The organism is Croceitalea sp. MTPC6, from assembly GCF_036985525.1.
In the GTDB taxonomy this organism is placed as follows: domain Bacteria; phylum Bacteroidota; class Bacteroidia; order Flavobacteriales; family Flavobacteriaceae; genus Croceitalea.
This window is the reverse complement of record NZ_BTGR01000002.1, coordinates 386,632-409,901: the sequence shown is the minus strand read 5'-3', so window position 1 is coordinate 409,901 and position 23,270 is coordinate 386,632. Positions and strand designations below refer to the sequence as shown.

The window sequence follows — 23,270 nt, the reverse complement described above, 5'->3', positions numbered from 1 at the left end:
TCTATATCCCTACAATATAATCAAAAACCAATTCAGTCCTTTTAAAATAGTATCTTTACCCCTTAAATTTCTGATGTGCGTATAGTAATTTATTTACTGTTAACCAGTGTTTTCTACACAAATTGTTTTTCTCAAAAAAGCATTGAAGCTACCCTAGAAAAATTCAATCGTAATACAGTGCAATATATCTCTGTAGACGAGTTAAAATCAAATAATGATGTCACTCTGCTGGACACTCGCAAAATTGAAGAATATGAGGTTAGTAACATTAAAAATGCCGTTTGGGTAGGTCACAAAAAGTTCAAAATTGATTCCGTATATAAAATTATCCCAGATAAAAATACACCTATTGTAGTGTACTGCTCAATTGGGGTTCGTTCAGAAAACATTGGCGAAAAATTATTGAAAGCTGGCTATACCAATGTAAAAAACCTTTATGGGGGAATCTTTGAGTGGAAAAATAAAGGAAACCACGTTTTTGACAGCCAAAAAAACAGAACAGAAAAAGTACATGCATTTAGTAAGCATTGGGGGAAATTACTGACCAATGCCGAAAAAATTTATAATACCAAACCAAAAGCCCTTGAAGAAAACTTCAGATAACCTTCTTTTAATTTTTACAAGAAATCCAGAATTAGGAAAATGCAAAACCAGATTGGCGGCAACAGTTGGTGATAAAGTAGCCTTGGATATTTATAAATTTTTATTGGAGCATACAGTATCAATAACCCAGAACCTTAATTTGGATAAACAAGTTTTTTATTCAGAAGAAATCTGGGAAGATGATGTCTGGGACAACAAATCCTTTGCCAAAAAACTGCAAAACGGAATAGATTTAGGTGAACGTATGTCCAATGCTTTTAGTGAAGGTTTTAAGGCAGGTTATAAAAAAATATGCATTATTGGTAGTGATATGTTCGACCTCTCGCAGACAAATCTAGAAAATGCATTTAAAAAACTTGATGAACATGATTTTGTAATTGGTCCAGCAGAAGATGGTGGGTATTACTTATTGGGAATGAACGTATTTCACGGACAATTATTCCATGATAAAGCGTGGGGCACAGGAAATGTATTAAAGCATACTTTGAAGGACTTGGAGGATAAAGAATTTACTACATTACCCACAAGAAATGATGTTGATCTATACGAAGACATTAAGGATATTAATGCCTTTCAACCTTTTTTAAAAACTGAAAAATGACTCAAAAACAACTAGATGAATCCGTAGCACATTTAAAAACTAAAGGATTTGAAGCTCCAGAGATAGGGATTGTTCTTGGTACAGGTCTAGGCCAATTGGTCAATGAAATAGAAAATCCAATCGAAGCCCATTATAATCATATCCCTTACTTTCCGTTGGCCACGGTTGAATTTCATACAGGAAAACTTATTTACGGAACAATAGCTGGTAAAAAAGCTGTTGTTATGCAAGGTCGTTTTCACTTATATGAAGGATATGATTTCTCAGATGTTACTTACCCTATTCGTGTTATGCACCAACTGGGCATTAAACAATTGTTTATCTCCAATGCTGCTGGTGCCATTAACCTAGAATACAAAAAAGGTGATATCATGCTCATTGAAGACCATATAAATCTACAAGGTGGTTCGCCCTTAGCTTTCAAAAATGTAGCTGAATTTGGAGATCGGTTTGTTGATATGATGGAACCTTACGATTTAGGGATGCGACAAAAGATTGAAAAAATTGCTGAAAAGGAGTCAATTTCGTTGCAAAAAGGAGTTTATGCCTCTGTTGTTGGTCCACAATTAGAAACCAAGGCAGAATATAGAATGCTGAAAATTTTAGGGGCGGATGCAGTTGGAATGAGTACAGTTCCAGAGGTTATTGTCGCAAACCATTTACGGTTACCAGTAGTTGCCGTATCTGTATTAACGGACGAATGTGATCCAGATAACCTACAGCCAGTAAATATTCAAGAGATTATTGAGATAGCTGGAAAAACAGAGCCCAAAATGATTAAACTCTTTAAAGAATTAATTAAAGAAATTTAGTTTTTTGCTGTAAGCTTTAGCAATTCTTTACTACCTAAATTGGATAGTTATATGTAATGATCATGGTTAAAGAACCCAAAATAAGCATCATAATCCCCGTTCTAAATGAGGCTACTGGAATTGGTAAATTACTTGATTACATTTTGAGCATTAATTCAAAATATACCTGCGAGATTCTATTGGTTGATGGTGGCAGTACCGATGCCACTTTGAATGTTTTAAAAGATTATAAGGTTAGCGTCTTTTCCTCTAAGAGAGGTAGAGCTGCACAGATGAATTTTGGCGCAAAAAAAGCGTCAGGTGATATCTTATATTTTTTGCATGCTGATACTTTTCCTCCAAAGAATTTTGATAAATTGATAGTAGAGGCATATAATTCTGGGGCTGAAACTGGATGTTTTAGAATGCGGTTTGATTCCAAGAATCCTTTCTTGCGGTTTTTTGGATGGCTATCACGAATCAATCACACATTGTGCCGTGGTGGTGACCAATCGCTTTTTATTACCAAAACCTTATTTGAAAAGAATCACGGCTTTAATGAAAAATATCTTATTTACGAGGATAGTGAGTTTATATTCCGTCTTTATAAAGAAACTAATTTTATTGTTTTGCCATACTATGTTATTACGTCAGCAAGAAAATACCGCCAGAAAGGTTGGTTAAAAGTTCAATTCCATTTTGGAATGATTCACTTAAAAAATTATTTAGGCGCTAGCCCAGATGAGCTCTATGCCTATTATTCAAAAAAACTATTGACATAATCTTTTTAGTCCTGCTCAGAGAATGTTTTAGAGGATTCATAGTCTAGAATAACTCCTTCTGAAATCCATTTGGCCAATGCTTGGCGATTATCTGGGTCAAGAATACGTCTTTGGTCCTTTTTATTTCGAATATTACCAACCTCAATATATGCCATTGCAGGCAATGTTTTCTTCACCATGTAAAGACCACTACGGTCTTCGAAAGTACCTTGATAACCCCTATTGGGTTGAAACTTGGCATATTTTTTCAAAAAAGTTTGATGAATGCTTTCTGCCAAACGCTTACCATTCTTACTTTTTTCATGATGATAAAAGAACACATCTATATTGGTCCCTTTACTACGGCTATCCACATGGGTTACCAATAAGCGCTGATACTTCCCCAAGTTTTCTTTATAAAGCTTGTTAATGGCCTTAACCCTTTGCTTTAGGCGAGCCAACTGGTTTAGTGGAATCTCTTGGTTTGGGTGAGCTACCTCATCAGTATCTAATTCCAATTTCCTATCATCTCTGATACCATCATTTTCGTCTTTTATGATCAGGGTAACCTCTGCGCCATGAGAAATTAATTCTCTTGCCAAACGCAAGGTGATATCATATGCATATTCGTCTTCCGCAATTAACTTACCGTCATAATTTTCAATAGCTCCCGGGTCAGGACCGCCATGGCCAGAAACCAAATAATAAATGTTACCGCTTAGGCGATTGCTTAACGAGTCCACACGCGAGAAATCCTTACCAAATATTCGGTATTCTTTAAGCGTCTTTAAATCCACTTTATCAACCTTACTGGACTGGACTGTATCAGGGATGATATAGAATTCACCAACTCTCAAATATTCTTCTTGAGAGAGTTTTTCCTTATTGGCTTCAATAAAAGCGTTGTAAAACTTAGTTGGGTTTATTCCATTCTTTCTTAACAGGGAATAGATGCCATCACCTTGTTCAGCAATGACAGTATTTAGTGAATCCTGTGCCGTAATGGCAAAGCAACCGGCGAAAGTAAAAAACAGAAATAATGCTTTAAGTGGGTTTTGCAAGCTTTTTTTGGCAAATCTAACAGCTATTTTTCAATTTCTAAATCTGCATAATCATTTAGAACACCACTAATAATTAAATTGGACAATAATTCTTGGTTGGAGTTTACCAAAATAACATCTTCAATAGTTGGTTTTTCGCCGCTATCAATTTCAATCAACGTTATGGCAGGCAGTGCATTTTTAGCCAAGTACAGGTTGTTCTTATCTGTAAAAATCTCTGTATACTCCTTAAAGGGCTTACTTTCTATACTGTTTTCATTAAATACTTGTTGAATATTAGAAGCTATACGCCTACCGTTTTCGCTAGAATTATGATGAAATACAGAAACCTCACAATGGGTGTCCGTAATAACATTGTTCACCCTGGTAATTAATAATCTTTGATATTTACCTTGATGCTTTAAGTACTTCTTGTTTATAATTTCCACATATTCTTGCATTTGGCTTAAATCTGCCATTGCACCTTCGGTATTTGTATTTTTTGTATGCTGAGTGAATAAATCTTTATTTTCAGTTTCACTTTGTATCAAGTAAACCTGGGCACCGTGCACCATTAATTCTTGGGCAAGGTTTAAAGTAATTTCGTTAGTAATCTTATTTGCTGCATTAGATGTTTGAGCTGGATTGTTACCAGAAATAAGATATATTACAGCATTCTTTAGCTTGGTACTTTTTGGTGATATTTGAGCTAGCTCCGATTTAAATATGGATTCTTCCACATTCCCATCAGCTTTTACCTGAACTGCGGTTTTCTTAAAGGAATCTTCTGCATACGGAATAATATAAGCTCTTCCTAAATGTAGCTCGCTTCCATTTCTTAGGTTCTCTTTATTTAATTCCACAAACTCTGCATAGTATTTTGCAGGGTTTAATCCTTGCTTTCTTAGTATAGAAAAAATACCATCGCCGTTTTCGGCAATAACAAGATGTTGTTCTATCTGTCCAATTAATAAAACAGGGCATAGCAGCCATAAAATGGAGAAGATTCTGTTCATTTAAAAAAATTAGTGCGTGGGATGCACTGCAAATATGCATAATTATCGATGAAATGCAAAAAATAACGATGAAATGTATAAAAATATCGATTATATAGAGAAAAAACTTACGTTTCGTTTACGTAAAACATCAGAAATACTGTCCTATTCCAAAAACTATTCCGCGAGTTGCGTCTTTGGTAATACCATGCCCATAGTCTATTCGAAATATAGCATTAAAAATGCCTTTATGTATAAACCTGATTCCTACACCTGGGTAAACTCTCAAATTTTGATTATCGGCAAAATCACCAAAATCACCACCAGGGTTGCGCCAACTGCCTCCATCTATAAAAATATTGCTTTGCAGCACAAACCAATTTTTATCAATTAAAGTGTGCCTATACTCCGTATTCAATACAATTGCCCCTGTACCACGGTCAATTGTATTGCCAACTCCTCTAATATTCAAATTATTATCCACAGCAAATGGTGCAAAAGGAGTCTCTAAATTACTAGCGAGACCCAATCGCAGTCTATTTGCCCAATTTCCACGCTCACCTATCCTAGCAAAAAAAGAAAAATCATTAAATCCAATCACAAATTCTGGAAGCGTGAGATTGGCACTATTCACATATTGAAAGTTTAATGTGCTTTTAAAGCCAGATAGATACTGGTAGTAATATTCAATTCCATCATAATTATAGATGAACTTGTAGAGGTATTTATCCACATTTAGACTTTGCGGAACATTTGGGTCTGTCGTGCCAGAAATATATTGGTAGTCTTCCGTAAAGAAATTTATTCCAAATTCTATACGATGTTTATAATTGAACTCATACAATGCCAATACTTCTATAGACTCGTTATTATACCTATAGTCTGCAGTGCCCGCATCTAAAAATACTGGCTCTTGTGTTGTTAAATCTTGATAATTAACTGCCAATCCAAAGTTTTTGGAAAACAAATAAGGAGCTCTAACATTTACACCATACGAACTAAAGATATCATATTGGTAAAATCCTCCCAACGTAATGTTCTGTCCCAAAAAATTAAACTCTTGCAAGCCAACCCTAAAAGCAAATTCATCGTTATTTGAAGTAAAGATGTTGGCAAAAGGTATTATGGTAAAATTTTCTTCAATTCCATAATAAACATTAAATGATTTTTCCTCTTCAGCAGGAAATACTTGGTAATACGCATGCGCCACTGATGGTAAACGCTTTAATCGAGCAATATCATCCTCAAGTAGGGTTGAGTCCAATGGCATTCCAGCCTTAAGTCTAGTTATTTTTTTAAGAAATGTAGTTCTAGTCTTTTTGTTTCCTTGAATTTTTATATCAGTTACTTTACTCTGAGCAGTTGTACCCATTGAAATCAACAGCATTATAATGCTTAAATATCTTAAAATGAGTCTCAATTTTTTTCTTTAAATATAATCCAAAACATACTACTGAATATTAAATGGAACTACAGAAAATAGGTTTACCCAATTATCTTCACTTACTGCTAAAAGCGTAAAATTATAGTTTTGGTCAGTCTCTAGTGTAGGAGGTTCTTGTTCTGTAATATTTAAGACAACATTATCTAATTTGTAATATTGAAACATCTTATCAAAAGTGTAAGTGCCAGATAGCAAATTGTTATTTCCGTTTGAAACTACATGAAAATATATTTTGGAGTCATCAAATACTCCATCTCGCCAAGTAAATATTGGCATGTTAGAGGGTTGAACCATCACATTTTCGGGTAAGTATTCTGTAGGTTTTGAAGTTTGCTTTAATCTAATGGGATTTGAAAGATGAATCTTTTCTTCCTCTTCAAAAGATACAATTACCCATTTCTCTCGTTCTGGTACTATTTCATATTTTAAAAGATAACCATTAAAAACATCGATTAAATTGCCCTTGCCTCTAACGTATTTATCGAAATCATTTTTATCAACATCTATATTTTCAGTTTGATAAAAATTAATGTTACTAGCTCCGCTACGTGGATATAAAAAAATACTTACCACATTTGGGTCTTCATTACTGGCAGCACATGCAATAACATTATCAACCACAAAGTCTTTGCCAACCAATGACTCTTCTAAAGACACCAAAACCTCTAAAGGCGTATCATCGGAATTACAGGAATAAAACAAAACTAGTAGCAAAAAGAAAAAAGAACCTTTCCTTTTCATTGGCTGACTTTTCTTTAATAGTCGCCGTAATAATTTCTAATTACATTTTCAGCAGGTTTATTTTGGGGTGTAAAACGATTGTCCTCTATTCCTCCTGATTTTTCATGATGAATAAACCACTTCCAAACAAAACCTCCTACAAACCAATCTTCTTTCCAAAATTCTTCAAAAACAGCTTTTGTGGCTTCAGCTTGAGCTTGTAAATTTACAGCCATCTCATTTCTATCCACCAACCATGGTTTTTTTGCCGTATAATCCATACTACGATATCCAAACTCAGTAAAAAGAATATCCTTATTTTCTTTATTGGACATCTCTTCTAATTTTACTTTCCATTTTTGCCAACCTTTTTGCATCTGTAATTGGCTTGGAAGTTTCGATTCATTAAGTGGAAAATATGCATCTACTCCAATATAGTCCAACTGTTTCCAAAAAGGTGTCCTTGTATATTCATCCCAATTAGCAGCATAGGTAAGTTTTCCTTTGTAAATATTTCTGACTTTCTGGATAAGTTCTTGCCAATATTCAGGTCTATTTTTTACAAACTCCTCTAACTCCGTTCCAATACAATAGATTTCAGCTTTAGTTTCTTCTGCTAGCTTGGCATATGTTAATATAAAATCACTATACGTTTCCTCTAAAGTATTCCAGTCTTCTTCGGATTCCATAATCATGTCACCAGTGAATTCACCTCGCCAAATCCAGATTTGGGGTTTAAGCATTATTTTAATCTTGTTCTTTTGGAGCAGTTCTATATACTGCTTGGCTCCAGCTCTAGTCTCCCCAAACCATTGTCTATCTGTGTTAAAAACTACATTGGGGGAATTTAGATTTCTTACAAACCCAAAAGGCATAATTGCAGCATAGTTTGCATTGACCCTTACAACAGGATCAACATTGGTCTGAGATATCTTATCTCGGGAACCTACGTAGCTTACCCCGTTTATTTTTTCATCAATCTGACTCAGACAGGAAAACTGAAGTAGGCACAAAAAAAGAAGCCCTAATCTTTTCATAAGCTAAAAAATTAAGACTTCTAAAATACTTCTTTTGTTTGCGAGAGACTAGAAAACTGCTCGCAAACCTATGTTAAATGTTTCCCCAAGACCAGTATCTCTACCCCTAACAAAATTGGTGTACAGACCTTCTATATTAAGTTCTTTTGTCAATTGATATTTAACCCCTCCACCCAAAGCAGTAAAGTTTTGACTAAAATTGTTGCCCAAATCTATCAGCTCTGTATGTTGTCCCAAAACAAGAACCGTAAATTTAGAACTTGGAAAATAGCTTAAGAATACGCCAGGAGTAACTCGAAGGCTGTTGTTTGCAAAACTACCTTCAACAGTGATACCGTTTGCATTTTGTACTGCATCTTTTCCAAAATTATATTCCGAATTTATCTCTGTAAATAGCTGCCATTTTTTTCCTGGAAAAGTATAATCGTAAAAGAACCTGTTCTGCCAAGTAAACCCATCTTGATCTAAAAACACCCCGTTATCATCTTGTTCTTGACTTATTAGTGGAATTGAAAATGCGCTTAGAATTGAGAAATTTCCAACATTTTTAAAAGGAACAAACTTAATTGCTGGTGCAATAGATGTAATACCTGAAGTGGTTCTACGCTCGGTTGAACCATCTCCTAAAACAAAATCTCTTCCGTTGGCCCTGTACTCTAAAATAGCTCCTACGTTCACCCTTTTACTAGCCGAAACCCCTGTAAAAGCCTCTAAAGTAGATGTAAAAAAGTTTTGTCTAATCCCATCTTCAGAAGCAAAGGTACTTTCATTTTGGGTATACAAATTATTGAATAATTTAAGGTCCCATTGCCCTTGTCCAATTAATTTAGACGGGGTTAGGTTTTGAATTACACTTCCGCCATCATCAGAATCATCTTGGGCAATTGAGCTAAATGTGGACAATAAAAGCCCAGCCATAAGAATATGGATTTTAAAATTTTTCATTTTTAGTTGTTTTAAAAGATTGTTGTTTAATTATTTGATTTCGTTCAAGGTCCAGTCGTAAGCGTAGTAACCTACCTTGGCTCCAGAATCAATTTTTTCATTTCGGTATTGATTAACAAAATCGATTTGACTTTTGCCTCCTTGGGTGAAGTCTCCTTTGTACCATTCAAAAAGTTGAGAAAGTTGAACTTTTTTTCCTTTTACCTTAATAAAATTTGGATTATTCAATGCCAATTCTGTTTGCTTCTGCAATTGACTATCTAAGATATTTGGAAAATACGCATTACTTATAATTGGTGGGCACCCTAAGCCAGCGCATACCAATACAAAGTGGAATCGAGCCTCTTTAGGAAAATTGCCTCTTAGCAATTTGTTCTCAATATCATTTAGAGTGATACTTTTTCCACCAATATTATGTTTAGTTTTATCAAAAAAACCAGCTTTATCCAAAGGGGATTTTATAGGATAATTATCTACAATCCCTTTGATTACAGATAAATTATAGCCATTTATCCAAAAAGCTTGGTAAGTAGCCTTATCACTTTCGGAGACAGATATAGCATTAGTTAAATCAATCAGCTCGTTTAATGAGTCAGGGTTTTCTTTTAGCGATCTATAATCCACTCTCCCGTTCTTAACATAAGTTTTAAAGAAAGTATCTGCTTTTGAAAAGAAATCTGTAGTATTCTGGGCAATGCCAAACTGAAATAGGAATGCTAGAATAAAAGTGGTCAGTGCTGTTCTATTTTTCATTTTAAATTATTTAGCTGATTAAAATCTGGTGCATCAGTCGTGCCAATTTCAAACTACCTACACAAACTTTCAATTTTTATGAATTATTTAAGATTTTACAAATCAGGGCTTTACCAGTTCGTTTTCTATATAATAACCTTACAATTACCTTATAAATTTAAATTCTTTCTAAATTAAGGGTTTGTGTTAAGTTCATACCTTTAAGAACGACACTTAGTAATAACCAATTAAAAGTCAATGGAGAGCATTGTAATCATAGGTAATGGTATCGCTGGCGTTTCTGCAGCAAGACATATTCGAAAACTTTCAGATAAAAGAATAATAATAGTTTCTGCGGAAACCGATTATTTCTTTTCTCGCACCGCATTAATGTATGTGTATATGGGTCATATGAAATTTGACCACATACAACCTTACGAGAACTGGTTCTGGGAGAAAAATAGAATTGAGCTTGTTAGCGCTTATGTTAATGAGGTTGATACCGAGAATAAAAAACTTTTACTGGATGGATCTAGAGCTTTAGGTTACAATAAACTAATTATAGCCACAGGCTCCAAACCAAATAAATTTGGATGGCCGGGTCAAGATTTACATGGTGTTCAAGGTTTATATTCCAAGCAAGATTTGGATTTGCTCGAAGTTAACGCTCCTAATAAAGATGTTTGTAAAAGAGCTGTCATAGTTGGTGGCGGTTTAATTGGTATTGAGTTGGCAGAGATGCTTAGAAGCCGAGATATTCCTGTTACATTTCTAGTCAGGGAAAGTAGTTTTTGGAATGGCGTATTACCCGAAGGTGAATCACAACTTATTAATGAACATATAAAAGAACATCATATAGACCTTAGATTATCTACTAATCTTAAGGAAATTGTTGCTGATGATAACGGAAAAGTCAAATCTGTAATTATAGAGGAGACGGGTGAAGAATTGGCCTGCGACATGGTAGGCTTAACTGCTGGGGTAACACCAAACGTTGATTTTTTAAAAGACTCGGATATTGAACTAGGTCGAGGAGTGAAGGTAAATCGGTTTCTAGAAACAAACGCAAAAGACGTATATGCGATTGGCGATTGTGCAGAGCAGCATGAAGCTATTGGGAACAGAAGACCAATAGAAGCGGTTTGGTATACTGGCAGAATGATGGGAGAAACTGTTGCGCAAACCATATGCGGAAATAAATTGGAATACAAGCCAGGGCATTGGTTTAATTCTGCTAAATTCTTGGATATTGAATACCAAACCTATGGTTGGGTTTTTGGTACTCGAGGCAAAAAAGATTACGAAGAGCAATTCCATTGGAGACACGCAACAGAAAAAATATGCATCACCGTTTCTTTCCATAAAGAGAACAATCAATTTTTAGGTATCAACACTTTTGGTATACGGATGCGCCATGAAATTTTTGATAGATGGCTAACCGAAGAACGAGATGTTGATTATGTGATAGAGCATTTAGCTGATGCCAATTTTGATCCTGAATTCTATAAAAATTACGAGAAAGAGATTACCCATAAATTCAATACTGATTTTAATAAGTCATTGAATACAAAAAAGAAAAGTTTAAAAAGAATATTTCAATTCAACTAGACCAATATGAGCACTTACGATAGAAGTATGGCCTTAACCGGGCAACCACCTACAGCACTTAGCAGAAACCAAAAATTAGCGACTTTAATTGGGCTTTTTGGATTGGCTGTAGTCTTACTTTCTGCATTCAATGTTAACTTTCCTAACAAAGGATTGTGGTTAAGTATTTCTTTGGCTACGATATCAACTGGAATAATTTGGTTTGCATGGGATGCATATTCCAATAAAGAACCGGGCATTAAAAATGATGGCGTTTGGTTTAAATCAATCTCTAGCAAAGGCTTTTGGGGATGGATTGCAGGTATAGCACTAACTGGATTTTACATTGTTCTTTATTTCTATCCAGAATATTTAGGGCTTGAGGCAAAAGGTGATAACAAAGGTGTTATTGCACTTTTTGACCCATTGAGTAGAGCATTAAGTGGAAACCCCGCTAGCCAATGGTTTGTGTACGGCACCCTTTATACCATTGCGATTTTAGCTTTTGGTATAAAGTTTATGTGGAAATACCGTCATAACAGATATGAACGAATACGCACCATGAGCGTCATGTTCTTTCAAACTGGGTTTGCATTTATTATTCCTGAATTAATGGCACGTTTAAATGGTAGCTCTGTTTTAAATGATGGTAGCCTACCCTACTATGATCTTAAAAATATGTGGCCTTTGAACTATTATAATTTTGAAGGTTATCGCATTAAAGGGTTTTTGAGCTCTGGTGATATAGGTTTTGCATTATTAATTTTTGGAATTGCTACAGTTTTTATAATAAGTCCCATTTTAACTTATAAATACGGCAAAAGATGGTATTGTTCATGGGTTTGTGGTTGTGGTGGTTTAGCTGAAACAGCTGGAGATTCTTTCCGTCAACTTAGTGATAAAACTGTAAAAGCATGGAAAGTAGAACGTTGGGTAGTACATAGCGTAGTGGTTTTTGTTACACTTATGACTACTGCTGTAATTTATTCTTACCTAGGAACAGATACCAGTAAATATTGGCTTACAAAGAGTACATTTTTGATTGGTGTAGCCGTTTTATTAACTACAGTTTTTGCTCTTGTCATGATTTTTAAAAGAGAACAATTGCAAAAAGATGCGCAATATGGTGCTATTGGATACCTAGTCATCATTTTAGTACTAATAGGAATGCATTTTTTTAGTGGTGAAGGCAATGTGTTCTTATTCAAATCAGAAACACTACGTAAATCTTATTCTTTCTTGATAGGAAGTATTTTTTCTGGTGTAATAGGAACTGGTTTCTATCCCATATTTGGTAATCGTGTTTGGTGTCGTTTTGGATGTCCTATGGCAGCTATCCTAGGTTTTCAGCAACGCTTATTTTCTAAATTCAGAATTACAACAAACGGAGGACAATGTATTTCTTGTGGTAACTGTTCTACCTACTGCGAAATGGGAATTGATGTCCGCGCTTATGCTCAAAAAGGAGAAAATATTGTTCGTTCTAGCTGTGTGGGTTGCGGAATTTGCTCTGCTGTTTGCCCAAGAGGGGTATTAAAGCTTGAAAACGGACCATTGCAAGGTCGTATTGATAGCAACCAAGTATTATTGGGCAACGATGTAGATTTAATGACCTTGGTGAATAAAAAATAAGAATGCTCCGTTTTAGCCTCATAGTTTTTATTCTACTATTTTCTCCGAATAAGATATACCATCGTGACTACCACGATAATGGAAACTTAAAATCACAAGGGTGGAAAATTGAGGATTCCAAAGAAGACTTCTGGAAGCATTACCATGCCAATGGACAACTAATGTCCCAAGGGCATTACAAGAAAAATACTAAAGTTGGGTATTGGTATTTCTATGACACAAATGGAAGAATAGAAATGGAAGGGCATTTTAAAAATAATCAAAAAGTAAAGTGGTGGCTTTTTTACGACCAAAAGGGTAAAGTCAATCATAAATGCCAGCTGAAAGATGGTATTAAAAATGGATATTGTCTCAAATATATGGATGAAGAACTAACCTCAGCAGAAAAATACAGAAACGGAAAAAAAGTAAAAGAGTGGTTTAGCTTTAGCAGTTTTAAAAAAGAGAATAAACTTTCTGACCTCAAGTAATGGTAGATATTAAAGTAATTATTCCCGCCTTTAATGAAGGTGATTCAATAGCTCATGTAGTTTCTGAGATCCCAAAGTCAGTTTCTGAAGTTATTGTGGTTAACAACGATTCTACAGACAATACAGTAACAAATGCCCAAAAGGCAGGTGCTACAGTACTAACTGAAAACCAAAAAGGTTATGGATATGCCTGTCTAAAAGGCATGGGTTATATAGCCAAACAGTCCAAACAACCTGATATTATCGTATTTATTGATGGAGACTATTCTGATTATCCTGAAGAGCTGGATAAAATAGTTGCTCCAATTTTAAATGAGAATATGGACTTTGTAGTTGGAGCACGAAATAAAGAGCTTAGGGAAGCTGGTTCAATGACCTTTCCTCAGATTTTTGGAAACGAATTGGCAACTTTTTTGATGAAATTATTTTTCGGTGCAAAATTTACGGATTTGGGACCTTTTCGTGCCATTAAATACGAAAAACTCAAAGAATTGCAGATGGAGGATAAAACTTATGGGTGGACTGTGGAAATGCAATTAAAAGCGATACGTAAAAAACTGGCATATACCGAAGTACCAGTACGTTACAAAAAAAGAATTGGCGTCTCAAAAGTATCAGGAACCATAAAAGGTGCTATATTTGCAGGCGTAAAAATTTTAGGTTGGATATTTAAATACAGCATTAAATAATTATGGGACTTACAATCGCTTATATCATCATTGCAATTTATAGTTTGGCCTTGATTCTAATTTTCTGCTATAGCCTAGCCCAGTTGAATTTATTGGTCAATTATTTGAGCAATAAAAAGGCAAACGATGAAGCTCCAAAGTTCAACTTATTGGACCCAAAAGAAATCCCGCATGTAACCATACAGCTTCCCGTTTATAATGAGGAATATGTGATGGAGCGCCTATTAGATAATATTTCTTCAATAGAGTATCCTAAAAGTAAATTAGAAATTCAGGTATTGGACGACTCTACTGATGACACAGTAATAGATACTGCCAAAAGGGTAAAAGAGCTTCAAGATACTGGTTTGGATATCAAGCATATTTGCAGAACAAACCGCCAAGGATTTAAGGCTGGAGCCCTTAAAGAAGGTCTAGAAATTGCGAAAGGGGAATTTGTAGCCATTTTTGATGCTGATTTTTTACCAGAGAGCGATTGGTTAAAGAAAACTGTCCCTTATTTTAAGGATAGTGAAATTGGCGTAGTACAAACACGTTGGGGTCATATCAACAGAGATTATTCTACATTAACTAGAATTCAGGCCTTTGCTTTGGATGCACATTTTACTTTAGAGCAAGTTGGTCGAAACTCCAAAGGACATTTTATCAATTTTAATGGTACCGCCGGTATTTGGAGAAAAGAATGCATTCTTGATGCTGGAAACTGGGAAGGTGATACGCTTACTGAAGATTTAGATTTAAGTTACCGTGCTCAGCTTAAAAACTGGAAGTTTAAATATTTAGAAGATGTTGAAACTCCTGCTGAGCTGCCAGTAGTTATGAGCGCCGCACGTTCGCAGCAATTCCGTTGGAACAAAGGTGGTGCAGAAAACTTCAGAAAAACTGTTTTAAGTGTTATAAAGGCAAAAAATATTGACTTTAAAACAAAGTTCCATGGGGTAATGCATTTGTTGAATAGTTCCATGTTTTTATGTGTGTTCATTGTTGCTTTGCTAAGTATTCCAATGCTATATATCAAGAATACCTATGGCCATTTGGGTTGGGTTTTTGAGGTAACAAGCTTCTTTATCGTCAGTACCATCATCTTGTTCTTTTGCTATTGGTTCACCTACAAAAGCATACAGGGCAGTGGTTTCGATAATTTTATTGATTACATAAAACTATTTTTTACTTTCTTCTCAGTTGCTTTAGGGCTTTCCCTTCACAACTCAATTGCCGTAATGGAAGGTCATTTGGGCAAACGAAGTGAGTTTGTTAGAACTCCAAAATTCAACATTAATAGTTTAACTGATAGTTGGAAAGGCAATCGATATTTGGCAACCAAACTTTCTCCAAATATGATTATTGAGTTTGCTTTGATGCTCTACTTCTTGTTTGGAATGTACCTTGCTGTACCTTTAAATGATTATGGGCTATTCCCTTTTCATTTAATGTTGTTCTTAGGCTTTGGCTTTGTTTTCTTTAAGTCTTTGACTGCAAAAGCCTAATAAACCATTCTAATCCATATTTAAAACAACTTTATCTTTTAGTTTTAAACTGACACTCAAATAAGGACTTATTGTTTCCTATATTAGTTCCTAATAACAACTAAGTTTTTGGAGAAATGATAAAACTTTTCAGAAGAATCAGAAAAAGACTTCTTAGAGAAAATAAGTTTAAAACTTATCTATTCTACGCGATTGGAGAAATCGCACTTGTTGTTATAGGAATTTTAATTGCTCTATATCTAGACAATCTAAATGAGCAAAAGGTATTGGATAAAAAGCAAGAAAATCACCTAAGGTTAATAAAAGGGGAAATGACCAATAACCTTAATTCTTTACAAACCGAAAGAAAGGCATTAGGTAAAATATTAATGAGTAATCGTTTAATTATATCCTTACTCCACAACCAAAAAAAAATAGATACCTTAAGTGAGCATTATCTTTCAGACATACTATTTATGCCTCTTACAAGACACATAAAGTTTGATAATGAAAACGGAGCACTTACAGAATTGTTAACATCTGCCGGATTAAAAGACATCAAAAATGATACTATTAGGGGTGTTTTAGCATCTTGGGATGCTAAACTATCTATATTTCAGTCACAAGAAGCAGGATTATATAAAAGTTTCAATGTGGCTCATAACCTGGTAAGGGAAAAAGGAAGTTTTAGAGTAATATTTGACCAATTAGGGCTTTCCGAAAATCTAGAAATATCAGAGGCATTGAATACAGAAACCAATAAACACTTTTTAACCTCTAAAGAATTTGAAAATATTATGCTAGATTATCTTGCTACAGGCGACCAATTATATCGAAAATATTATCCAAGCTATCAAAAAGATTTGGAAGAACTTATAAAAAATATTGATCAAGAACTTTCTCCGAATAAGTAAATTTAAAAGCCTTGGCTAAAGACATCCTACCGTATATCAAATTACACAAATACTCAATTTTGATAACTCTGGGATGCATTCTTTTTTATCTAAGTTTTACATATGATTTAAATCGAGAAGATTTTACAAAATTGATATTATTATATGGAGGGTTAGTCTACTTCCACTATAAACTAATCCAGTTTGAAAAATGGAATTTTAAATTCCTCTTGGTTTCAGGAATTCTTTTTAGATTGGTTTTTCTACTTACAGAGCCCAATTTATCCCAAGATTTTTATCGCTTTATTTGGGATGGGGAATTAATTAAAAATGGAATAAATCCATACCTATATACTCCAAACACCTTAATTGAAAGACCTGATTTCGCCATTGCTAATTCCCAAGAGCTATTTAATGGAATGGGGTCTCTAAGTGCTAGACACTATAGTAATTATCCTCCACTTAACCAGCTAATTTTTACCATTTCCACTTTTCTTGGTGGTGGAAGCATTTTAGGTTCTTTGATCGTTATGCGTTTGATCATTATTTTGGCAGATACAGGAATTCTATATTTTGGCAGAAAGCTATTGCAGAACTTAGGAAATTCTAATCATTTGGCATTTTGGTATTTTCTAAATCCTTTAGTAATTATAGAACTAACTGGAAACTTGCATTTTGAAGGTGTCATGCTCTTTTTCTTTGTTTGGGCAATCTATCTTATTTCTATAAATAAATGGAAACTTGCAGCACCAGTTTATGCAATGTCAATTTTACTAAAACTGGTCCCTATTCTATTCCTCCCATTATTCTTAAAGCATTTCGGGTTTAAAAAGAGTGTTATTTTTTATATTTTGATTGGGATTATTTGTGTCGTATTTCTTCTTCCATTCACCTCTCCAGAATTTCTTGAAAACTATTCTAAAACCGTAGGGCTTTGGTTTTCAAATTTTGAATTCAATGCTTCTATCTACAATATCGTCAAAAAAATTGGGGTTCATTATTTTGAAGCTAAACCATGGGAGTTAGTTAAATCTTATGGAAGTCTTGTACCTAAACTGGTAATTTTAATAGCTCTGTTACTAACTTTTCTAAGAAAAAATAAAAATCTTAAAGCATTGATTGTTTCAATGTTAATATTACTTACAAGTTATTATTTTCTTTCCAGCACCGTACATCCATGGTATATTATTTTTCTTTTGATTCTTACCATTTTCACCAATTATCGGTTTCCCATAATCTGGTCTATTGTGGTTATTTTAAGCTATTATGCCTACTCCAATCCAGATTTCAAGGAAAACCTTTGGTTGTTGGCTATTGAATATTGCTTGGTATTAGGGTATTTGACTTATGAAATTTTTAAAAATCATAACACAATACCCAAGTTTCGTAAAAAATTCACTCAAAAATAGGCTCGTTCAGAATTCATTTATACATTTACCCCATCATGAACGTACAAAGCAACATATCTATTTTAGGAAGCCATCTGGCTCCAGTGCGTCCGTTCGCTCCTCGCCGCCGCCCGTAAGGGTGCATATTAGCTATGGAAATAGGTGAGTCCATTTCCGCAAGTTCCACAAACATTTTTTCAAATTATTTACTCTAAAACATCTAGCAATGGAAATCATTGTTGCTAACGAATCACATTTTAAGTACGCTCAAATCATAAGCGACACCATTACCGATTCTGCAAAAGTTCGCGGAACAGGTATTGCGCAAAGGTCGCCCGAATATATCATTAAAAGACTGGAAAACGGAAACGCAGTGATTGCCCTTGATGGTGATAAATTTGCCGGCTTCTGTTATATAGAAGTTTGGGGCAATAAGGGTTTTGTTGCAAACTCTGGACTGATTGTACATCCAGATTTCCGTAACCAAGGACTAGCCAAAAAAATAAAAAAACGAATTTTTGAGTTGTCAAGAGAGAAATTCCCAGATGCTAAAATCTTTGGAATAACAACCGGGTTACCTGTGATGAAAATGAACTATGAACTGGGCTACAAACCAGTTACATTTTCGGAACTAACGGATGACCCAGATTTTTGGAAAGGTTGCCAAACTTGTAAAAACTTTGATATTCTAACCCGTACAGAACGTAAAATGTGCTTATGTACCGGAATGTTATACGACCCCATTACTAAAACCAAAGAAAAAGAGAAACTAAACAGCAAAGCTTTTAAAAGATTAAAAGGCATTAAAGAAAACCTGTTTTTAAAGAAAAAGTCAAAATGAAAAAACTAGTACTTGCCTATAGTGGCGGATTGGATACTTCTTACTGTGCAAAATACCTATCAAAAGAAAAAGGATATGAGGTACATGCAGTAAGTGTAAATACCGGAGGGTTTTCAAATGAAGAAATAAAAACCATTGAAGAAAAAGCGATTGCTCTTGGTGCAACCAGCTACACCTCTATTGATTCGGTACAGAGCTTTTATGACAAAGTAGTTAAATACCTAATTTTTGGTAATGTTTTACGGAATAATACCTACCCTCTTTCGGTAAGTGCAGAACGAATTGTTCAAGCAGTAGAAATTGTAAATCATGCCAAAAAAGTAGGTGCAAAATATATTGCTCATGGCAGCACTGGTGCTGGAAATGACCAAGTTCGGTTCGATATGATTTTTCAAACCTTAGCCCCAGAAATTGAAATCATCACTCCTATACGGGATAATAAACTAGCTAGGGAAGAAGAAATTGCCTATTTAAAAGCAAATGGGGTGGATTACTCTTGGGAAAAGGCGAAATATTCTATTAACAAAGGATTGTGGGGGACTTCAGTTGGAGGTGATGAAACCTTGACTTCTAACCTTCCACTACCAGATTCTGCCTATCCCAGCCAGCTTCAACAAAAAGAACCTTCTGAAGTTAAACTCACTTTTGAAAAAGGAGAATTAGTAGCCATAAATGACGAAAGGAATTCTCCTATTGCCAATATTAAAAAGTTAGAGGCACAAGCATCTAAATATGCAATCGGCAGGGATATCCATGTAGGAGATACCATTATAGGCATTAAAGGGAGAGTTGGTTTTGAAGCCGCTGCTCCGTTACTAATAATAAAAGCGCATCATTTGCTAGAAAAGCATACGCTGAGTAAGTGGCAGCAATACCAGAAAGAGCAGTTGGGAAACTTTTATGGAATGTTGTTGCATGAAGGAAATTATTTGGATGAAGTAATGAGAAATATTGAAGCTTTCTTAATAGACACCCAAAAAAATGTTTCAGGTGATGTTTTTGTTGGATTATACCCTTTCCAGTTTCGATTACTTGGTATTGATTCCGAACACGATTTAATGAACGCTTCTTTTGGTAGTTATGGCGAAATTAACAAAGGATGGACTGCCGATGAAGCTAAAGGCTTTATAAAAATATTGTCTAATCCTGGCAAAATAGCTAATCACGTAAACCAAAGCCATGATTAAAGCAGGAATTATTGGAGGCTCTGGATACACGGGCGGTGAACTAATCAGGTTACTGCTGAACCATCCTGAGGTTAAAATCGACTTTGTTTACAGTACCACAAGAGCTGGAGAAAAAGTCGTGAACACACACCAAGACCTTTTAGGACAAACAGATTTGAAGTTTTCAGACTCAATAAATGAAACTGTTGCTGTGGTCTTTTTATGTTTGGGGCATGGGAATTCTTCTAAGTTTTTAAAGGAAAATACATTCTCTAATCAAACCAAAATCATTGATTTAAGCAATGATTTTAGGCTACAAGGAGATTCTATTTTTGAAGGAAAAACATTTGTATATGGCTTGCCAGAATTGTTCAAAAAGGAAATCGCTGGGGCAAATTATATTGCCAATCCTGGTTGTTTTGCAACAGCAATTCAGTTAGCATTACTGCCGCTGGCCAAAGAAGGTTTTCTTAAAAATGAAGTTCATATCAATGCGATAACTGGCAGTACGGGAGCAGGAATAAAACCTTCGGATACCACACATTTTAGTTGGCGAAACAATAATGCAAGTTGGTACAAACCTTTTACACATCAACATTTAGGAGAGATAGGAGAAAGTTTAAATTCTTTTGGGAATAGTATTGGGAAGCTACACTTCCTCCCAAATAGAGGAAATTTCCCAAGGGGGATTTTAGCAACGGCATACACAAAATTTGATAGAAATCTGGAAGAAGCGCAAAGCTTGTTCAAGAACTTTTATCAAGAGTCTCTCTTTACAAATATTTCTGAAAATCCGATACACTTAAAACAAGTGGTAAACACTAATAATTGTCATATTCATTTACACAAACATGAAGGTGTGTTATTAATTACATCAGCAATAGACAATTTATTAAAAGGCGCTTCTGGACAAGCAGTTCAAAACATGAATTTGATGTTTGGTTTGGAAGAAGGTTTGGGATTACAATTGAAAGCGGGAGCATTTTAGTTATGAAACAAAAAATAGCACATATCGCATTGGTAGTTAAAGAATATGATGAAGCCATCGATTTTTATACCAAAAAATTGAACTTCAATCTAGTGGAAGACACCAAACTAGATGACAGTAAAAGATGGGTAGTGATTTCCCCTCCTGGAGCAGTAGAATGTTCCCTTTTATTAGCCAAAGCTGCAGATGATAGACAACTCAAAAGTGTAGGCAATCAATCTGGCGGAAGAGTATTTCTTTTTTTATTCACTGATGATTTTTGGAGAGATTATAACGCAATGTGTGAAAAAGAAATAAAGTTCGTTAGAAAACCCAAAGAAGAAATATACGGTACAGTAGCTGTGTTTGAAGATTTGTATGGAAATCTTTGGGACCTACTCGAACCTAGTGATAATAATAAAGGGATTCTAAAAAAGACTATATGAAACTAGCAATAATTGGGGCAGGTAATTTAGGGTTGGCCATTGCAAAGGGAATATTACATAGCAATGGAGCTACAACTATGTACCTAACTAAAAGAGATACAACTGAAATCAAAGACTTTGAAAAATACGGCAATGTGACTGTTACTTCTAATAATTCTGAAGCAGTTAAAAATTCCGATATTTTAATTTTCGCAGTACAGCCAGGTCATTTTGAAGCTATCTTATATGATATCAAGGACCTTTTAAGTGAAAACCATGTAGTCATAAGTACAATTACTGGATTTGGTATTGATAAAATAGAATCTATTATTGGCTCAGATAAATACATTGTTAGGAGTATGCCCAATACAGCAATTTCTGTAGGGAAATCAATGACTTGTATTTGCAGCAATGGTTTGGGGAAAAAACGAATCGATTTAGCTAAAGCAATATTCAATAGAATGGGTACCTCTTTAGAAATTCCTGAAGAGCAAATGCAAGCTGCAACTGTTATTTGTGCCAGTGGTATTGCTTTTTGGATGCGCTTGATTAGAGCTACAACACAGGGCGCTATTCAACTAGGTTTTGATGCCAAAGAGGCGCAAGAATTGGCAATGCACACTTGTAATGGTGCTGCAAGTCTGTTAATCGAATCTGGAAGTCACCCAGAAGAAGAAATTGATAAGGTTACAACGCCTAGGGGCTGTACTATTTCTGGATTGAATGAGATGGAACATCAAGGCTTAAGTTCTTCACTCATTAGAGGAATAGTGACTTCGTTTGAAAAGATAAGTGACATAAGTAAAGATTAAAAAAAACACAAGCACAAAAATCAAGTTGAGCTGTCATTCTGGGCTTGTCGAAGGAGTAAGCAATACTTAAATAATTAGATTCCCGCATTCACGGGAATGACAAAATAGAAAAGATGAAACTATTTGATGTATATCCACTTTATGATGTCACTCCAGTCTCTGCCAAGGGAATTGAAGTTATTGATGATAAAGGGCAAAAATATTTAGATTTTTATGGTGGTCATGCAGTAATTTCAATTGGTCATTCACATCCATACTACGTAAAACGAATGACCAAACAATTGGAGAAAATGGCCTTTTATAGCAACTCCATCAAAAATCCGTTACAAGTTGAACTTGGTGAAAAACTAGGCATAGCTTCCAATTGTGAAGACTACCAACTATTCCTATGTAGTTCAGGTGCTGAAGCTAATGAAAATGCATTAAAAATGGCATCATTTCATACAGGGAAGTCTAAAGTCATTGCCTTCAAAAATAGCTTTCATGGTAGAACTTCAGCCGCTGTAGCGACCACGGATAATCCAAAAATAAATGCGCCTATAAATCAACAACAAAAAGTCGATTTTGTTCCCTTGAACGATTTTGAAGCTTTTGAAAAAACTATCGTACAGAATAACCACTGTGCCGTAATTCTAGAAGCTATTCAAGGTGTCGGTGGTTTAGATGAGCCAACAACTGAATTTTATCAATTTATAGCTCAAAAATGTGAAGAACACAATGTAGTTCTAATTGCTGATGAAGTACAATCTGGTTTTGGACGAAGTGGTAAATTTTTTGCTTTTCAACATCATAGAGCCAAACCAAGAATTATCTCTATCGCCAAAGGAATGGGCAATGGATTCCCTGTTGGCGGAGTGCTAATTCATAATTCCTTTGCTCCTTCCTACGGACTCCTAGGCACTACATTTGGTGGTAATCATTTGGCCTGTGTAGCTACGCTAGCTGTTATAGAAGTGATAGAAAATGAAAACCTTATAGAAAATACCGTCGAATTAGAGACCTATTTTAGAGCGATTGCGAAGACAATTCCTCAAATAAAAAAAGTAAAAGGCCGAGGTCTAATGTTAGGTTTAGAGTTTAACTATGAAGTAAGTGAATTAAGAAAAAAGCTGGTCTACAATCAGCATGTTTTTACGGGTGGTTCTGCAAACAAAAATCTATTGCGATTTCTACCTGCACTCAATATTACTAAAGAACATATTGATTTGTTCTTCGAGAAATTAAATAAAGTATTAGAAACCAATTGACGTTATTTCGAACGAACG

The 23,270-nt window shown here is 34.9% G+C and carries 24 protein-coding genes; 17 read left to right on the top strand and 7 right to left on the bottom strand.

Features of this window, described 5'->3' with window-relative positions:
• Positions 1-75: 75 nt before the first annotated feature.
• The 4 genes from AACP56_RS06290 to AACP56_RS06275 all read left to right on the top strand — a co-directional run bounded on the left by AACP56_RS06290 (position 76) and on the right by AACP56_RS06275 (position 2,777).
• The gene (locus AACP56_RS06290; RefSeq protein WP_339336954.1) at positions 76-603 is read left to right on the top strand and encodes a rhodanese-like domain-containing protein; all 528 of its coding nucleotides are present in this window, start codon (positions 76-78) and stop codon (positions 601-603) included.
• Positions 548-1,204 carry a TIGR04282 family arsenosugar biosynthesis glycosyltransferase gene (locus AACP56_RS06285; protein WP_339336953.1) on the top strand — a complete coding sequence of 219 codons (657 nt, stop codon included), beginning with the start codon at positions 548-550 and terminating at the stop codon, positions 1,202-1,204. Before AACP56_RS06290 ends, AACP56_RS06285 begins: the two co-directional genes overlap by 56 nt.
• Positions 1,201-2,016 (top strand): purine-nucleoside phosphorylase, encoded by an 816-nt coding sequence (locus tag AACP56_RS06280; protein WP_339336952.1) that lies wholly within the window; start codon positions 1,201-1,203, stop codon positions 2,014-2,016. The genes AACP56_RS06285 and AACP56_RS06280 overlap by 4 nt, the downstream gene beginning before the upstream one ends.
• Before the next feature lie 62 nt (positions 2,017-2,078).
• On the top strand, positions 2,079-2,777 hold the full coding sequence (locus AACP56_RS06275) for a TIGR04283 family arsenosugar biosynthesis glycosyltransferase (RefSeq protein ID WP_339336951.1): 699 nt from the start codon (positions 2,079-2,081) through the stop codon (positions 2,775-2,777).
• A gap of 5 nt (positions 2,778-2,782) precedes the next feature.
• Here the strand turns inward: AACP56_RS06275 and AACP56_RS06270 are convergent, their stop codons facing one another.
• The 7 genes from AACP56_RS06270 to AACP56_RS06240 form a co-directional block, all read right to left on the bottom strand.
• The gene (locus tag AACP56_RS06270) at positions 2,783-3,817 is read right to left on the bottom strand and encodes an N-acetylmuramoyl-L-alanine amidase family protein (protein ID WP_339336950.1); all 1,035 of its coding nucleotides are present in this window, start codon (positions 3,815-3,817) and stop codon (positions 2,783-2,785) included.
• A 23-nt stretch (positions 3,818-3,840) separates the two neighbouring features.
• Positions 3,841-4,812 (bottom strand): hypothetical protein, encoded by a 972-nt coding sequence (locus AACP56_RS06265; protein ID WP_339336949.1) that lies wholly within the window; start codon positions 4,810-4,812, stop codon positions 3,841-3,843.
• A 130-nt stretch (positions 4,813-4,942) separates the two neighbouring features.
• Positions 4,943-6,178, bottom strand: coding sequence for a POTRA domain-containing protein (locus tag AACP56_RS06260; RefSeq protein ID WP_445227703.1), 1,236 nt, complete (start codon positions 6,176-6,178; stop codon positions 4,943-4,945).
• 63 nt (positions 6,179-6,241) lie between these two features.
• The gene (locus tag AACP56_RS06255; protein WP_339336947.1) at positions 6,242-6,976 is read right to left on the bottom strand and encodes a hypothetical protein; all 735 of its coding nucleotides are present in this window, start codon (positions 6,974-6,976) and stop codon (positions 6,242-6,244) included.
• Positions 6,977-6,990: 14 nt separating this feature from the next.
• Positions 6,991-7,992, bottom strand: a complete 1,002-nt coding sequence (locus tag AACP56_RS06250; RefSeq protein ID WP_339336946.1) for a glycoside hydrolase family 113 — start codon at positions 7,990-7,992, stop codon at positions 6,991-6,993.
• Positions 7,993-8,040: 48 nt separating this feature from the next.
• Entirely contained in the window at positions 8,041-8,937 is an 897-nt protein-coding gene (locus AACP56_RS06245) for a hypothetical protein (protein ID WP_339336945.1), read from the bottom strand.
• Positions 8,938-8,967: 30 nt separating this feature from the next.
• Positions 8,968-9,690: a DUF547 domain-containing protein gene (locus AACP56_RS06240; protein ID WP_339336944.1), complete on the bottom strand. Its 723-nt coding sequence runs from the start codon at positions 9,688-9,690 to the stop codon at positions 8,968-8,970.
• Between the two features lie 237 nt (positions 9,691-9,927).
• Between AACP56_RS06240 and AACP56_RS06235 the strand changes: the two genes are divergently transcribed.
• The 13 genes from AACP56_RS06235 (at position 9,928) to AACP56_RS06175 (ending at position 23,252) form a co-directional block, all read left to right on the top strand.
• On the top strand, positions 9,928-11,277 hold the full coding sequence (locus tag AACP56_RS06235) for an NAD(P)/FAD-dependent oxidoreductase (RefSeq protein WP_339336943.1): 1,350 nt from the start codon (positions 9,928-9,930) through the stop codon (positions 11,275-11,277).
• A gap of 6 nt (positions 11,278-11,283) precedes the next feature.
• Positions 11,284-12,888 (top strand): 4Fe-4S binding protein, encoded by a 1,605-nt coding sequence (locus AACP56_RS06230; protein ID WP_339336942.1) that lies wholly within the window; start codon positions 11,284-11,286, stop codon positions 12,886-12,888.
• 2 nt (positions 12,889-12,890) lie between these two features.
• Entirely contained in the window at positions 12,891-13,358 is a 468-nt protein-coding gene (locus AACP56_RS06225) for a toxin-antitoxin system YwqK family antitoxin (RefSeq protein ID WP_339336940.1), read from the top strand.
• On the top strand, positions 13,358-14,047 hold the full coding sequence (locus AACP56_RS06220; protein ID WP_339336938.1) for a glycosyltransferase family 2 protein: 690 nt from the start codon (positions 13,358-13,360) through the stop codon (positions 14,045-14,047). The genes AACP56_RS06225 and AACP56_RS06220 overlap by 1 nt, the downstream gene beginning before the upstream one ends.
• A 2-nt stretch (positions 14,048-14,049) precedes the next feature.
• Positions 14,050-15,534: a cellulose synthase family protein gene (locus tag AACP56_RS06215; RefSeq protein WP_339336936.1), complete on the top strand. Its 1,485-nt coding sequence runs from the start codon at positions 14,050-14,052 to the stop codon at positions 15,532-15,534.
• 116 nt (positions 15,535-15,650) lie between these two features.
• Positions 15,651-16,427, top strand: a complete 777-nt coding sequence (locus AACP56_RS06210) for a hypothetical protein (RefSeq protein ID WP_339336934.1) — start codon at positions 15,651-15,653, stop codon at positions 16,425-16,427.
• Between the two features lie 59 nt (positions 16,428-16,486).
• Positions 16,487-17,815, top strand: coding sequence for a mannosyltransferase (locus AACP56_RS06205; RefSeq protein WP_339336932.1), 1,329 nt, complete (start codon positions 16,487-16,489; stop codon positions 17,813-17,815).
• A 205-nt stretch (positions 17,816-18,020) separates the two neighbouring features.
• Positions 18,021-18,635, top strand: a complete 615-nt coding sequence (locus AACP56_RS06200) for a GNAT family N-acetyltransferase (protein WP_339336929.1) — start codon at positions 18,021-18,023, stop codon at positions 18,633-18,635.
• Positions 18,632-19,822, top strand: a complete 1,191-nt coding sequence (argG, locus tag AACP56_RS06195) for an argininosuccinate synthase (RefSeq protein ID WP_339336927.1) — start codon at positions 18,632-18,634, stop codon at positions 19,820-19,822. Before AACP56_RS06200 ends, argG begins: the two co-directional genes overlap by 4 nt.
• Positions 19,815-20,789, top strand: coding sequence for an N-acetyl-gamma-glutamyl-phosphate reductase (gene argC, locus AACP56_RS06190; protein WP_339336925.1), 975 nt, complete (start codon positions 19,815-19,817; stop codon positions 20,787-20,789). The genes argG and argC overlap by 8 nt, the downstream gene beginning before the upstream one ends.
• 2 nt (positions 20,790-20,791) lie before the next feature.
• Complete coding sequence (locus tag AACP56_RS06185; protein WP_339336923.1) at positions 20,792-21,214, top strand: VOC family protein; 423 nt, start codon at positions 20,792-20,794, stop codon at positions 21,212-21,214.
• A complete protein-coding gene (gene proC / locus AACP56_RS06180; RefSeq protein WP_339336921.1) occupies positions 21,211-22,005 on the top strand; it encodes a pyrroline-5-carboxylate reductase in 795 nt (264 codons plus the stop codon). The genes AACP56_RS06185 and proC overlap by 4 nt, the downstream gene beginning before the upstream one ends.
• Positions 22,006-22,118: 113 nt before the next feature.
• Positions 22,119-23,252: an aspartate aminotransferase family protein gene (locus AACP56_RS06175; protein WP_339336918.1), complete on the top strand. Its 1,134-nt coding sequence runs from the start codon at positions 22,119-22,121 to the stop codon at positions 23,250-23,252.
• The last annotated feature ends 18 nt before the right edge of the window (positions 23,253-23,270 follow it).